General features: G+C 68.3%; 16 protein-coding genes. 4 read left to right on the top strand and 12 right to left on the bottom strand.

The window, feature by feature from the left end; all coding sequences use genetic code 11:
* Positions 1–60: 60 nt before the first annotated feature.
* The 3 genes from ispH to rnhA are packed head-to-tail and all read left to right on the top strand — an operon-like array spanning position 61 to position 2461.
* A complete protein-coding gene (gene ispH, locus OCH7691_RS06390) occupies positions 61–1017 on the top strand; it encodes a 4-hydroxy-3-methylbut-2-enyl diphosphate reductase (protein WP_217807833.1) in 957 nt (318 codons plus the stop codon).
* Between the two features lie 38 nt (positions 1018–1055).
* Positions 1056–2021 carry a homoserine kinase gene (locus OCH7691_RS06385; protein WP_085882521.1) on the top strand — a complete coding sequence of 322 codons (966 nt, stop codon included), beginning with the start codon at positions 1056–1058 and terminating at the stop codon, positions 2019–2021.
* Positions 2018–2461, top strand: coding sequence for a ribonuclease HI (rnhA, locus tag OCH7691_RS06380; RefSeq protein ID WP_085882520.1), 444 nt, complete (start codon positions 2018–2020; stop codon positions 2459–2461). The genes OCH7691_RS06385 and rnhA overlap by 4 nt, the downstream gene beginning before the upstream one ends.
* A gap of 16 nt (positions 2462–2477) precedes the next feature.
* Here rnhA and OCH7691_RS06375 read toward each other — a convergent pair whose 3' ends face one another.
* The 3 genes from OCH7691_RS06375 to OCH7691_RS06365 form a co-directional block, all read right to left on the bottom strand.
* Positions 2478–3314: an isocitrate lyase/PEP mutase family protein gene (locus OCH7691_RS06375; RefSeq protein WP_085882519.1), complete on the bottom strand. Its 837-nt coding sequence runs from the start codon at positions 3312–3314 to the stop codon at positions 2478–2480.
* A gap of 137 nt (positions 3315–3451) precedes the next feature.
* Positions 3452–3937: a peroxiredoxin gene (locus OCH7691_RS06370; RefSeq protein ID WP_085882518.1), complete on the bottom strand. Its 486-nt coding sequence runs from the start codon at positions 3935–3937 to the stop codon at positions 3452–3454.
* Positions 3938–4078: 141 nt separating this feature from the next.
* Positions 4079–4933: a protein-disulfide reductase DsbD domain-containing protein gene (locus OCH7691_RS06365; RefSeq protein WP_139839551.1), complete on the bottom strand. Its 855-nt coding sequence runs from the start codon at positions 4931–4933 to the stop codon at positions 4079–4081.
* A gap of 170 nt (positions 4934–5103) precedes the next feature.
* Here OCH7691_RS06365 and OCH7691_RS06360 point away from each other — a divergent pair, with 170 nt between their 5' ends.
* Positions 5104–5667, top strand: coding sequence for a YqgE/AlgH family protein (locus OCH7691_RS06360; RefSeq protein WP_085882516.1), 564 nt, complete (start codon positions 5104–5106; stop codon positions 5665–5667).
* A gap of 17 nt (positions 5668–5684) precedes the next feature.
* On the opposite strand, the gene OCH7691_RS06355 is transcribed toward OCH7691_RS06360, so the two are convergent.
* The 9 genes from OCH7691_RS06355 to OCH7691_RS23755 all read right to left on the bottom strand — a co-directional run bounded on the left by OCH7691_RS06355 (position 5685) and on the right by OCH7691_RS23755 (position 13332).
* Positions 5685–6275 (bottom strand): GNAT family N-acetyltransferase, encoded by a 591-nt coding sequence (locus OCH7691_RS06355; RefSeq protein ID WP_281251892.1) that lies wholly within the window; start codon positions 6273–6275, stop codon positions 5685–5687.
* 38 nt (positions 6276–6313) lie between these two features.
* Positions 6314–7588 (bottom strand): M16 family metallopeptidase, encoded by a 1275-nt coding sequence (locus tag OCH7691_RS06350; RefSeq protein WP_085882515.1) that lies wholly within the window; start codon positions 7586–7588, stop codon positions 6314–6316.
* Positions 7589–7599: 11 nt separating this feature from the next.
* The gene (thrC, locus tag OCH7691_RS06345; RefSeq protein ID WP_085882514.1) at positions 7600–9006 is read right to left on the bottom strand and encodes a threonine synthase; all 1407 of its coding nucleotides are present in this window, start codon (positions 9004–9006) and stop codon (positions 7600–7602) included.
* Between the two features lie 141 nt (positions 9007–9147).
* Positions 9148–10638, bottom strand: a complete 1491-nt coding sequence (locus OCH7691_RS06340) for a carboxypeptidase M32 (RefSeq protein WP_176245008.1) — start codon at positions 10636–10638, stop codon at positions 9148–9150.
* Entirely contained in the window at positions 10635–11348 is a 714-nt protein-coding gene (locus tag OCH7691_RS06335; protein WP_085882512.1) for an SURF1 family protein, read from the bottom strand. The genes OCH7691_RS06340 and OCH7691_RS06335 overlap by 4 nt, the downstream gene beginning before the upstream one ends.
* Positions 11349–11352: 4 nt before the next feature.
* Positions 11353–11724, bottom strand: coding sequence for a DUF983 domain-containing protein (locus tag OCH7691_RS06330; RefSeq protein ID WP_085883537.1), 372 nt, complete (start codon positions 11722–11724; stop codon positions 11353–11355).
* Positions 11724–12536, bottom strand: a complete 813-nt coding sequence (locus OCH7691_RS06325; protein ID WP_085882511.1) for a cytochrome c oxidase subunit 3 — start codon at positions 12534–12536, stop codon at positions 11724–11726. Before OCH7691_RS06325 ends, OCH7691_RS06330 begins: the two co-directional genes overlap by 1 nt.
* Positions 12537–12610: 74 nt before the next feature.
* Entirely contained in the window at positions 12611–13213 is a 603-nt protein-coding gene (locus OCH7691_RS06320; protein WP_085882510.1) for a cytochrome c oxidase assembly protein, read from the bottom strand.
* The gene (locus OCH7691_RS23755) at positions 13210–13332 is read right to left on the bottom strand and encodes a cytochrome c oxidase system small membrane protein (RefSeq protein WP_281251891.1); all 123 of its coding nucleotides are present in this window, start codon (positions 13330–13332) and stop codon (positions 13210–13212) included. The genes OCH7691_RS06320 and OCH7691_RS23755 overlap by 4 nt, the downstream gene beginning before the upstream one ends.

The following is a 13332-nucleotide window of genomic DNA, read 5'->3' as shown; positions in this document are numbered from 1 at the left end:
AAGGCGATCGCCGCCCCGGAGGCTCGCCAGTCCCACGGCCCTGACGGGAGCGCTGCAACCTTGCCGACCGCGATCGAAAAACCGCCGCTCGACATCCTGCTGGCCGCGCCGCGCGGCTTCTGCGCCGGCGTCGACCGGGCGATCCGGATCGTCGAACTGGCGCTCGAGAAATACGGCCCGCCGGTCTTCGTCCGCCACGAGATCGTCCACAACCGCTTCGTGGTCGAGAACCTGGAGGCCCGCGGCGCGGTCTTCGTGGACGAGCTTGACGAGGTCCCCGCCGACGCCCCGGTGGTGTTCTCCGCGCACGGCGTGCCGAAGGCCGTGCCGGCCGAGGCCGAGCGCCGCGAGATGCTCTATATCGACGCCACCTGCCCGCTGGTCAGCAAGGTCCACCGCGAGGCGGAACGGCACGACCGCGACGGCCGGGTGATCGTCCTGATCGGCCATGCCGGCCACCCGGAAGTGATCGGCACCATGGGCCAGCTCCCCGACGGTCGCGTCCGGCTGGTCGAGAATGTCGCCCAGGCCGAGGCCCTCGACCTGCCGGCCGAGGCGCCGCTTGCCTATATCACCCAGACGACGCTGTCGGTCGACGAGACCGCCGATATCGTTGCCGTCCTTCGCCGCCGCTTCCCCAATATCGAGGTGCCGAAGAAGGAGGACATCTGCTACGCCACCACCAACCGGCAGCAGGCGGTCAAGTCGCTGGCCGGGCGCTGCGACGCGCTGCTGGTGATCGGCGCGCCGAACTCGTCGAACTCGCTCCGGCTGGTCGAGGTGGCGCGCAACTCCGGCTGCCCGCAGTCGATGCTGCTGCAGCGCGCCCGCGATATCGACTGGGCGGCGCTGGCCGGCATCCGCACCATCGGCATCACCGCCGGCGCCTCGGCGCCCGAGAAGCTGGTGGAGGAGGTCATCGCCGCCTTCAGCGCTCGCTTCCGGATCCGCATCGAGGAGGTCACGACGACCACCGAGAATGTCGCCTTCAAGCTGCCCCGGCTGCTCGCGAGCTGACCCCGCCTCCCCGTTTCCCCGCCTGACAAGAGCCGACAATGGCCGTCTATACCGAAATCGGCGACGACGAACTGGACGATCTGCTCCACCAGTACGACATCGGCCGCGCGCTTTCCTGCAAGGGAATCGCCGAGGGCGTCGAGAATTCCAACTACCTGCTGCACACGACGGGCGGCTATTTCATCCTGACGCTCTACGAGAAGCGGGTGAACCCGGCCGACCTGCCGTTCTTCCTCGGCCTGATGGACCATCTGGCCGGCCGGCAAGTGCCCTGCCCGACGCCGATTCACGGCCGCGACGGGGCGGCGCTGCGCGCGGTTGCCGGGCGCCCGGCGGCGATCATCGCGTTTGCCGAGGGTCGCGCCCTGACCAAGCCCGGCCCGGATCATTGCCAGCGCCTCGGCGCCGCCCTGGCCGAACTGCACCTGGCCGGATCGGATTTCACCCGCGAGCGCCCGAACGCGCTCTCGGTCGGCGGCTGGCGGCCGCTTTTCGAGGCGAGCCGGGCGCGGGCCGACGAGGTCGCGCCGGGCCTCGCGGCGGAACTCGAGGGCGAGTTGGCGGCGCTCGAGGCGGGCTGGCCGGGCGGCCTGCCGGAAGGCGTCATCCATGCCGACCTGTTCCCCGACAACGTCCTGTTCCTCGACGGCCGGATCAACGCCTTCATCGATTTCTACTTCGCCTGCAACGACGCCTTCGCCTACGACCTCGCGATCTGCCTGAACGCCTGGTGCTTCGAGAAGGACGGCAGCTTCAACGCCACCAAGGCACGCAAGCTGATGGCCGGCTACCAGGGGGTCCGCCCGCTCGAGGCGGCGGAAATGGCGGCCCTGCCGCTGCTCGCCCGGGGGGCGGCGATCCGTTTCCTGCTGACCCGGCTCTATGATTGGCTCAACCAGATCGAAGGGGCGCTCGTGAAGCCCAAGAACCCGCTCGAATATCTCGCCAAGCTGCGCTTCCACCGTGACGCCGGCGGCCCCGGCGCCTACGGGCTGGACGCATGACCGAAACGAAACCGGTCACGATCTATACCGATGGCGCCTGTTCGGGCAATCCGGGTCCGGGCGGCTGGGGCGCGGTGCTCATCCACGGCGACCGCGAGCGCGAGATCAAGGGCGGCGAGCCCGACACCACCAACAACCGCATGGAACTGATGGCGGCGATCGAAGCGCTCCGGGCCCTGAAGCGCCATTGCCGGGTCGAGCTCTTCACCGACAGCACCTACGTGCGCGACGGGATCACCCGCTGGCTGCCCGGCTGGAAGCGGAACGGCTGGAAGACGGCGGCGAAGAAGCCGGTCAAGAACAAGGATCTCTGGGAGGCGCTGGAGCGCGAGATGGCCCGCCACGAGGTCTCGTGGCACTGGGTCAAGGGCCATTCCGGCCACCCGGAAAACGACCGCGCCGACCGCCTCGCCCGCGAAGGGATCGCCGAACTGGGCTAGCCCGGGCCGGGGCGGCTCAGCCGCCGTCGGCCATGAAGGCGGCGATATCCCGCCCTGTCGGCAGCGACTTGTCGCGGGCCAGCAGACCGTCCTCGTGCAGCCCCTTCGCCGCCTTCAGGAAGCTGCCGAAGGCGACGTTGAACAGGCCCGAGCCGATCGAGATCCGGCGCACGCCGACCGCCGAGACATCGGCGGCGGACAGCGGCGTGCGGGCCGAGCCCATGAGGAAATTCACCGGTTTGCCGACCGCCTGGCAGAGTTCCGCCAGCGCGTCGATATCGGGCAGCGCCGGGGCATAGAGGACATCGGCGCCCGCCTCCTCGAAAGCCTTGAGCCGCGCGATCGTGTCCTCGAGATCGCGCCGGCCATGCAGGAAATTCTCCGACCGCGCCGTCAGCGTGAAGGCGAAGGGCAGCGCCCGGGCCGCCTCCGCCGCCGCGGCGATCCGTTCCACCGCCAGGCCGAAATCGTAGATCGGCCGCTGGCGGTCACCGGTCGCGTCCTCGATCGAGCAGCCGACAATACCGGTCTCCCCGGCCCGGCGGATCGTCTCCGCGACGCCCGCGGGATCGTCGGCGAAGCCGTTCTCCAGATCGGCGTTGACCGGCAGTTCCGTGGCGGCGGCGATCAGCGCGGCATGGGCCAGCGCCTCGTCACGGCTGACCGCGCCTTCGCCGTCGCGACGGCCGAGGGAATAGGCAAGACCGGCGCTGGTCGTCGCCAGCGCATCGAAACCCAGCCCGTCGAGAATACGCGTGGTCCCGAGATCCCACGGGTTGGGCATCACGAAGGCGCCGCCGCGCTCGTGCAGGGCGCGGAACCGCGCCCCCTTCTCAGCAATGTCACCGGGCATTCGTCCGTTCCTTCAGGATCTGAACCGCTGGCACATCTTTGTGCGAAACAGCGAACGGAGAAAAGTGTAATTGTCGTCCGGGAACGACGGGAAGCGACCTTCCGGCCCCTTCCCGTTCGCCCCGTTTCGGATCGCTCTCAGAGCTGGGAGATCAGCGTGCCGGCGTCGGAAACGGCGAATGCGCCCGGCGCTTCCTCCAGGTTGAGATGCTTCACGACGCCGTTCTCGACGACCATCGAGTAACGCCGCGAGCGGGTTCCGAGACCGGCGCCGGAAGCGTCGAAATCGAAGCCGAGCGACTTGGTGAAGGCGCCGTCCGGGTCGGCCATCATGCGGACCTTGCCGTCCGCGCCGCCGTTCTTGCCCCAGGCGGCCATGACGAAGGGATCATTGACCGACAGGCAGACGATCTCGTCGACGCCCTTGGCCTTGATGTCAGCGGCCTGCTCGACATAGCCCGGCAGATGCTTGGCCGAACAGGTCGGCGTGAAGGCACCCGGGACGGCGAAAAGCGCCACCTTCTTGCCCGAGAAGACGTCGTCGACCGCGACCTTTCCCGGCCCGCTGGCCGTCATTTCCATCAACGTACCGGCCGGCAGCTTTTCCCCAACGGCAATCGACATTCTATCCTCGCTTTGCTCTTCTGAATTCGGTCACGCGCCCGGAACGGGCGCCTGAATCGCGCACGCTCCAATGATGGTGCAGCGGCGCCCGCTGACAAGGAGAAAATGCGGATACCGGCGGCGAAACGGCGCCGCCGCGCCTCAGGGAAGCAGGCGGGCGGTTTCAACCGCGCGGTCGCGATCGACGAAGGTCAGCCGGACCGTGCGGCCGGCAAGTTCATCGCGGCCGGCGACACCCTCGCCGGCGAAGCGGAAGCGGACGTGCCTGCCGTCCTCGTCGAGGTCGCGCTCGGGCGCGCCGAGGCTGGCCCCGGATGGCGCCTCGGCGATCAGTTGCGGGTCGGCCAGCGGGATGTCGGATCGAATGGCGACGACCAGGCGGCCGTCGGCGTCGAAATCGGCCGATTCGACGACCAGTCCCTGGGCCGGCGCGGCTTCCGGGACCCGCTCGCGATAGCGGGCGATGCGGCGGGCCTCGGGCGTCTCCATGGCGAGACCGCCCGGCAGGCTGAGGCTGACCTCCTGGCGGAGCGGCACGCAGACTTCCTTGCAGATCCCGTAGGAGAGGTCGAGGCGGAGATCGAGCGGCGCACCCGGCTCCCTGAGCCGGACGGTCACCGGATAGATCACCTCGTCGTGGTAGCCGAGCGAATCGAAGCCGTAGCTCTCGCTCCGCTCCGGCGCCGGCCAGTGGACCGTTGCACCGGCCAAGTTCGCCGACCGGGACCAGTCGAACTCCGGCGGCACGCCGGTATCGCCGGGATTGCGCCAGTAGATCTTCCAGCCGGGCGCGAGCCGGACCTCGACGCCGAGTTCGACGGTATCGCCCTCGCCGGTGCGGTCCTCGGCCGAAACGATGCGGATGCGCGCCTCGTCGGTCCCGACCCATTCCGAGGTGCCGGCATCGCCCAGGGCCGGTGCGGCCATGCCGACGGCCAGCATCGCCGCCAGCCATGCGGCCGGTGCCAGCCTCCTGGTTTCGATCGTCCGTTTCAACTTCCGACGCTCCGGTATCGCTCAGACACTTCTCTGTCCTATATAATACAGTCAGAGGACACAGCGGCTCACATTGCCGTGCGGGGTGCGGCGATGTGCAGGCCCGTCGAGACGATCATTTCCCTGCGAAGGGGCCAAGGGATCCGACTTCCGAAACTCCCGGCGAGGCGATGACGAACGAAAGCTACCTGGACGGCCAACTGCTGATCGCGATGCCAACCATGGAAGATCCGCGGTTCAAGCGCTCGGTCATTTTCATCTGCTCCCATTCCGCCGCCGGCGCGATGGGACTGGTCATCAACCGGCCGCTCGACCGGCTGAGCTTCTCGGAATTGCTCGACCAACTCGACATCGCGTGCGAAGGCGACAGCGATCAGGTTCCCGTCCAGTATGGCGGCCCGGTCGAAAGCGGCCGGGGCTTCGTGCTGCACAGTCCCGACTATTCCCAGGACAGCACCGTCAAGGTCGGCGAGGAGGTCGCGCTGACCGCGACCGTCGATGTCCTGCGCGCGATGGCGTCCGGTACCGGACCGCGGCAATCGCTGCTGGTCCTGGGCTATGCCGGCTGGGCGCCGGGCCAGCTCGAAAGCGAGATCCAGGCGAACGGCTGGCTGCATGTCGAGGCCGATCCGCATCTGGTTTTCGAGATCGCACTCGACGCCCGCTGGGACTCGGCGGTGAAGAAGCTCGGCTTCGATCCGAGTTTCCTGCAAAGCGAGGCCGGCCATGCCTGACGAATCCGGGCGGCCCGTCAGGGCGGCTCGGGGCGCGCGTCGGTTTCCAGCATCGCGTACAGGCGATGGTCCTGCCAGCGGCCGTTGATCCGGTGATATTCCCGGGCGATGCCCTCTTCCGAGAAGCCGCATTTCCTGAGCAACCCGGCGCTGGCGACGTTGTGAACCAGGCACGCCGCCTCGAGCCGGTGCAGGCCGCGCACATCGAACGCCCAGGGCACCAGCGCCGTGATCGCGTCATGCATGTGGCCCTGGCGCGCGTGGGGCTCTCCGACCCAGTAGCCGAGCGAGGCCGACTGGGTGACGCCGCGCCGGACGTTGCTGAGCGTCAGACCGCCGATCAGCGCCGCATCCGACTGCCTGAAGATGAAGAAGGCGTATCCGGTGTCCTCGCGATGGTCGCGGGCGTGGCGGCGCAGCCGGCGCCGGAACGAGCCGCGGCTCAGCACATCCTGCGGCCAGGACGGCTCCCACGGCGAGAGAAAGGTCCGGCTGCGTGTCCGCAGTTCCGCCCATGGCGCCCAATCGCCCATCGTCGGCGCCCGAAGATAAACCCGGCTGCCGGTCAGGAAGGGTTCGGTCGTTGAACGCGAAAACCTGTCGAGCACATCGGTCCCCGAAAACGATCGGCCCAGCCGACCGGAGATCAGGCAAATCTTGACGCGATCCGGTCGAAAGATTCAAGCCGGTCGAGAGGACCGAGCGCCGCGATGCTGGGCTTGTTGCCGAACAGCACGCGCGAGGCCGCCGCGGCAATGCCCTCCGGGGTCACCTGGTCGACCGCGCTGACGACCTCGTCGAGCGAGAGCGGCCGGCCGTAGATCAGCAGCTGACGGGCGAGCTGCTCGCAGCGGCCGGACGGGCTTTCCAGGCTCATCAGCAGCCCGGCCTTGATCTGCGCCCGGGCCCGGTCGACCTCGGCCCCGTCGATGCTGCGGGCGACCGCGGCGATCTCGTCGGCCATCGACGGCACCAGTTCCTCGATATCCTCCGGGTCGGTCGCCGCGTAGATCGAGAACAGCCCGGTATCGGCATGGCCGGTGGCAAAGGAAAAGACCGAGTAGCAGAGCCCGCGCTGTTCCCGGAGTTCCTGGAAAAGACGGGACGACATGCCGCCGCCAAGCAGCGCGGAGAGCACCTGGAGATCGTAGAAATCCGGGTCCTCGAAGGCCGCGCCCGGGAAGGCAAGCGCCAGGTGGAGCTGTTCCAGCGAGCGGCGATCCTCGCGATAGTCGCCGCCGCCGTAGCGCGCCGGTTCGAGTTCCGGCCCGGCCCCGGTCGGCAGCCCGGTGAAGGCCTCCCCGGCAAGCCCGACAAGGGCCTCGTGATCGACCGCGCCGGCCGCCGCGACGACCAGCCGCGGGGCGTGGTAATGCGCCGCCATGTAGTCGCGCACCGTTTCGCTGCGGAAATTCCGCACATGCCACTCGGTACCGAGGATCGAGCGGCCGAGCGCCTGCTCCGGATAGGCGACCGCCTGCAGATGATCGAAGATCACGTCGTCGGGCGTGTCGTTGGTCTGCGCGATCTCCTGCACGATCACGTCCTGCTCGCGGGCGAGCTCGGCCGGATCGAAGGTCGAATTCAGCAGGATGTCGGACAGGATATCGAAGCCGAGCGGGACGTCATCCTCGAGCACGCGGGCGTAATAGGCGGTCTGCTCACGGCTGGTATAGGCGTTCAGATGGCCGCCCACCGCCTCGATCTCCTCGGCGATCTGGCGGGCGCTGCGCCGGGTCGTGCCCTTGAATGCCATATGTTCGAGAACATGGCTGATGCCGTTGAGCTCCGGCGTCTCGTGGCGGGAACCGGCGTCGACCCAGACGCCGACGGTGGCGCTCCGCAGATGCGGCATGGTCTCGCTGATGACGCGCACGCCGTTGTCGAGGGTGGTGACGCGAAGATGCTCTTCGTTGCTCATTCAGTTCCGTTTCAGGCGTTCTCGAGGATTCGCGCCCGGGCGGCGACAAAATCCTTCAGGATCTCGGCGTCGGCTGGCAGGGCGTCGCAGCGTTCATCGCGCTTAAATAGGTCTGCCAGCCGCGCAGGCAAGGCCGGATGCTGCCCGGTCGCCTCGGCGACGGCGTCGGGGAACTTGGCCGGGTGCGCCGTCGACAGCGTCACGACCGGGATCGCGGAATCGAGATCCATGCCACGCGCCGCCGCGTAGGCGACGGCGGTATGCGGGTCGATCAGGATGCCGGACTCGCGCCAGACCCGGGCCATGGTCGCCTTCGTCTCGTCCTCGTCGATGCGGGCAGCAGTGAAGAGGCCGGCGGCGGCCTGCAGCCGCCCGGCCGCGATGTCGAACCGTCCGGTATCCCGGAGCCGGCCCATCATCGCCGTCACCTCGGCGCCGTCGCGGTCGGCGAGATCGAACAGCAGGCGCTCGAAGTTGCTCGAGACCTGGATGTCCATGCTCGGGCTGATCGTCGGCATCACCTCGCGGACCTCGTAGGACCCGCCGGTGAGCGCCCGCACCAGGATGTCGTTCCGATTGGTCGCAACCATCAGGCGCGCGATCGGCAGCCCCATCTGCGCCGCCACGTAGCCGGCGAAGACATCGCCGAAATTGCCGGTCGGCACCGAGAAGGCGACCTGGCGTTCCGGCGCGCCGAGGGCGACGGCGCTGGTCAGGTAATAGACGACCTGGGCCATCACCCGGGCCCAGTTGATCGAGTTGACCGCCGAGAGCGCCAGCCGGTCGCGGAACTCGAGGTCGTTGAACAGCGCCTTCACCAGCGCCTGGCAATCGTCGAAGGTGCCGTCCACGGCGATGTTGTGGACATTGGCGTCGGCGACCGTGGTCATCTGCCGGCGCTGGACCTCGGAGACCCGGCCCTTCGGATGCAGGATGAAGACGTCGATGGCGTCGCGGCCCCGGCAGGCCTCGATCGCCGCCGAGCCGGTATCGCCCGAGGTCGCGCCAACGATGGTGACGCGGGCGCCGCGGCGCTTCAGGACATGGTCGAACAACCGGCCGAGGAACTGCAGCGCGAAATCCTTGAAGGCAAGCGTCGGGCCGTGGAACAGCTCGAGCTGCCAGTGGCCGCGGTCGAGCTGACGCAGCGGCGCCACCGCCGGATGACCGAACCCGGCGTAGGAGGCCTCGGCGAGGCTCCGCAACGTCGCCTCGTCGAGGGTATCGCCGACGAAGGGACGGATCACCCGGACCGCCGCCTCGGCGTAGGTGAGCCCGGCCAGGGCGGCGATCTCGGCCGTCGTCATGCGCGGCCAGGATTTCGGCACGTAGAGCCCGCCATCGCGGGCCAGACCGGCGAGTACGGCGGCCTCGAAATCGAGTTCCGGTGCCTGGGATCGGGTGCTGACGTAACGCACGTGACTGCCTTCGGTTCGGTGGCGCGTCCCCGGGGGCCGCTGGTCGGGCGGTGGAGCGCCGGCAACGGCCGGCGGGATGCCCTTGTCCGGGGCGGCACAGACTAGCGGCGGGCCGCCCGGAATACAATCTGCGGTGTTCGCTCAGCCAAGATAGCGGCGCTCGACATGGTCGAGGAAGGCGTCGGCCGAAAGCGGCGCCCCGGTCGCCGCCTGAAGCAGCTCCGGCCCGGTCAGGCGGCTGCCGTGGGCATGCACGTTGGCCCGGCACCAGCCGATCAGCGCGGCGAAGTCGCCGTCGGCGATCTGGCGGTCCAGGTCGGGAAGCGCCGCGTCGGCCGCCCGGTAGAGCTGGGCCGCGGCAAGGGCGCCCAGCGTGTAGGTCGGGAAGTAGCCGAAGGCCCCGTCCGGCCAGTGAATATCCTGCAGCACGCCCTGCCGGTCGTCCGGCGGGACGACGCCGAGCAGGTCCCTCATGCCGTCGCGCCAGACCCCCGGCAGATCGCCGACGACCAGGTCGCCGGCCAGCATGGCGCGCTCCAGCCGAGTCCGCAGCATGACATGGAAGGGATAGGTCAGTTCGTCCGCCTCGACCCGGATGAAGCCGCGGCTGACCCGCTGGACATGGCGGACAAGATCCTTGGGCCGCGGCGCGGAACCGGTCGGGAAGACGTCCGGCAGCAGACCGGCCAGGTAGCCGAGGAAGGGCCGGCCGCGGGCGAGCTGCATTTCCACGAACAGCGACTGGCTTTCATGCAGCATCATGCCGCGCGCCTGGCCGACCGGCTGGCCGCGCCAGTCCGCCGGCAGCCCCTGTTCGTAGAGCGCGTGGCCGCATTCGTGCAGCACCGCCATGATGCCGTCGGTGAAATCGCCCTCCGCGTAGCGGGCGGTCAGCCTGACATCGCCCGCATGGCCGCCGGTGAAGGGATGCAGGCTGTCGTCCAGGCGGCCGCGTTCGCTGTCGAAACCGAGCGCCGCGATCAGGCGGCGGCCGAGCACCCGTTGCGCCTCCACCGGGACCGCGGCGAGCGCCGCCACCTCGCCCTCGCGGGACTGGCGTTCCTCGACCCGTTCGAGCAGTGCCGGCAGGCGCGCGGCAAGCTGGTCGAACAGCCGGTCGATCGCGGCACTGTCGACATCGGGTTCGTATTCGGCGACCAGCGCGTCGTAGGGGGCGAGGCCGAGCACCGCTGCCTTCGCCGCCGCCGCCTCGCGGGTGAGCCCCAGGACACGGTCGAGATGCGGCGCCAGAAGCGCGAAATCATCGTCGGCGCGGGCCTGGCGCCAGGCCATTTCGGCGGCCGACGCCGCCCGCGAGCGGGCCTCGACCAGGTCGTCCGGAAGGGCCACGGCATGCCGGCGCCGTTCGGCCATCTCGCGCAGGTTGGCACGCCGCCAGGGATCGAGCCCTTCCTGCTCGGCAAGGCCCGCTTCGAGCAGCCGGGCGAGCGCCGGGTCGGTCAGCTCGCGATGACCGAGCATGGCGAGCGTTGCCAGTTCCTCGGCGCGCGAGTCGCCGGCGCCGGCCGGCATCATCACCGAGGCGTCCCAGTGCAGCATGCCGGCGATGTTGTCGAGCGTGCCGATACGGCGAAAACGGGCCTCCAGCGCCCGGTAGGCGGCGGTCGTCAGAGCCGCTCCTCCTTGCGATGGTAGAGCAGGTAGATGACCAGCAGCGCGATCGCCATACCGTACCAGGTGATGGCATATTCGAGATGGCGGTTCGGCACCGAGACCACGGTCTGCCCGCCGCGCGGCCAGTCGCCCGGATTGGCTGTCCCGTCCGCCTCGACGAAGACCGGCGCCACCTCGCGGCCGAGATGCTCTGCCATCTGGTCGATATCGCCGAAGAACCAGAGATTCTCGGCGATGTCGTTGTCCGGCAGGATCAGGCCCTGCAGCCACGGCACCTTCCAGCTCTTGCGGGCGACGCCGTCGACATGCTGGACGCCCGCGACCTGGCCTTCGGCACGGGTCGCCGGATCCTTCCTCTCTTCCGGGACCCAGCCCCTGTTGACCAGCACCCAGCCGCCGCCATCGCTGCGCTCGAGCGGGGTGATGACGTGATAGCCGAGCCGGCCGCGTTCCGCATGGGCGAGCAGATGGATCTCGGCCGCATGATCGAAGACACCGTCGACCGAAACCCGCCGGTAGAACCAGTCGTCGGGATCGATCGCGCCGGCCGGCAGCGGCGCCGGGTCGGCCGCGAGGCCGCTCTCGATCCGCTGGATCAGGTCGGTCTTCCAGAACAACCGCTGCACCTGCCAGGTGCCGAGCCAGAGCGTGACGATGAACAGCGGCAGGGCAATGACCGTCGGCCAGAGCAGGGGGCGGAATTGCATGGCGTCAGTCGAGCTCGATTTCCTGGGTCGCCTTGTTTCGATATTGCAAGGCCGCGAGCGTCGCCTTGAAGGGACGCAGGAGAAGCAGGGCGCCGATGAGCGTCAGCGGCAGCCAGAGAACGAAATGGAGCCAGTAGGGCGGCTGGAAGGTGACCTCGACCCAAAGCGCCAGGCCGACGACGACGAAGCCGAGGATCATGATGATGAAGACCGCCGGCCCGTCACCGGTATCGATCTTGCCGTAATCCAGTCCGCAGGCCGCACAGGCCGGCGCGACGGTCAGGAAACCCTTGAACAGGGATCCCTCTCCGCAACGCGGGCACTTGCAGGTCAGCCCGGCGCGGAGAGGGGATACGTCAGAGCCCTGTCTCGGCATCACCCATGGGCCACGGTACCGGCGCCCCACCAGTAGATGCAGCAGAACAGGAACAGCCAGACGACGTCGACGAAGTGCCAGTACCACGCCGCCGCCTCGAAACCGAAATGATGGTCCGGCTTGAACTGGCCCTTCATGGCGCGGACCAGGCAGACCAGCAGGAAGATCGTGCCGACCAGCACGTGGAAGCCGTGGAACCCGGTCGCCATGTAGAAGGTCGAGGCATAGATCCCGTCGGTGAAGCCGAAGGCTGCATGGGAATATTCGTAGGCCTGCACGCAGGTGAACAACGCGCCCAGAATGACCGTCAGGATCAGGCCGTTGACCAGGCCCTTGCGGTCGCCATGCTGCAGCGCGTGGTGCGCCCAGGTGACCGTCGTGCCCGAGGTGAGCAGGATCAGCGTGTTGAGGAAGGGCAGATGCCAGGGATCGAAGGTCTCGATCCCCTCCGGCGGCCAGACGCCGCCCATCGCCTCGGTCGGGAACAGGCTGGCGTTGAAGTAGGCCCAGAACCAGGCGGCGAAGAACATCACCTCGGAGGCGATGAACAGGACCATGCCGTAGCGCAGGCCAAGCTGGACCACCGGCGTGTGGAAGCCCTGGAACTCACCCTCTCGCACCACGTCGCGCCACCAGACGAACATCGTGTAGAGGATGCCGATGGTGCCGACGATGAGCAGCCAGGAGCCCATATCGTGCATGTACATGACCAGCCCGATCGCGGTCATGAATGCCGTGATCGACCCGACCACCGGCCAGGGACTCGGGTCCACCAGATGGTAGTCGTGGTTCACTTCGTGCGCGTCCGCCATGTGGTTCCGCTCCTCATTGTCGACCGGGCTGTTCCCGCCCGGTCCGCTCGCTACGCCAAGCCCAGGCACTGCGCCTAGTTGATATCACGTGATGCCGGTGCCGTCTGCACCTGCGACACCGTCCGTTTGCCGTCCTTCAACTCACTCTCCGCGTCCTCGTCGACGAAGAAGGTGTAGGACAGCGTAATGGTTTTCACTTCCGCCGCGTTCGGATCGTCGGCGATCGCCGGATCGATGAAGAAGAGTATCGGCATGTCCACCGTCTCGCCCGGTTCGAGGGTCTGCTCGGTGAAGCAGAAGCATTCGATCTTGTTGAAATACTTGCCGATCTTCTGTGGCGTCACGTTGAACGTCGCGTTCCCCGAGACCCGATGCGGGGTCGGGTTGTGCGCCTGGAAGAAGGCCAGCTTCTGTTCCCCCGCCTCGACATCGACCGAGCGCTGCAATGGCCGGAACGACCACGGCATGCCGCGCGCGAGGCTGGCGTCGAAGTGGACGGTGAAGGCCCGGTCGATGACCTGCTCCGGCGCCGCGTCGGCGCGCTGGGTCGTGCCGCCGAAACCGGTGACCCGGCAGAACAGGTCATAGAGAGGGACCGAGGCATAGGCCAGACACACCATGCCGACGACGGCCGCTACCGCGCCTGTGACGACCACGCGATTGCGACGGTTGCTCATGCCGCCCCCTGCATCTTGACGATGGTGATCAGGTAGAAGAGCACGACGAGTGCCACCAGCACGCCGGCGAGCGCGAAATTGCGGCCGCGTTTCTTGCGATGCTCATCGGACAGCGGCAT

The organism is Oceanibacterium hippocampi, from assembly GCF_900172325.1.
Classification (GTDB): domain Bacteria; phylum Pseudomonadota; class Alphaproteobacteria; order Sneathiellales; family Sneathiellaceae; genus Oceanibacterium; species Oceanibacterium hippocampi.
This window is presented reverse-complemented; position numbering and strand designations above follow the sequence as displayed.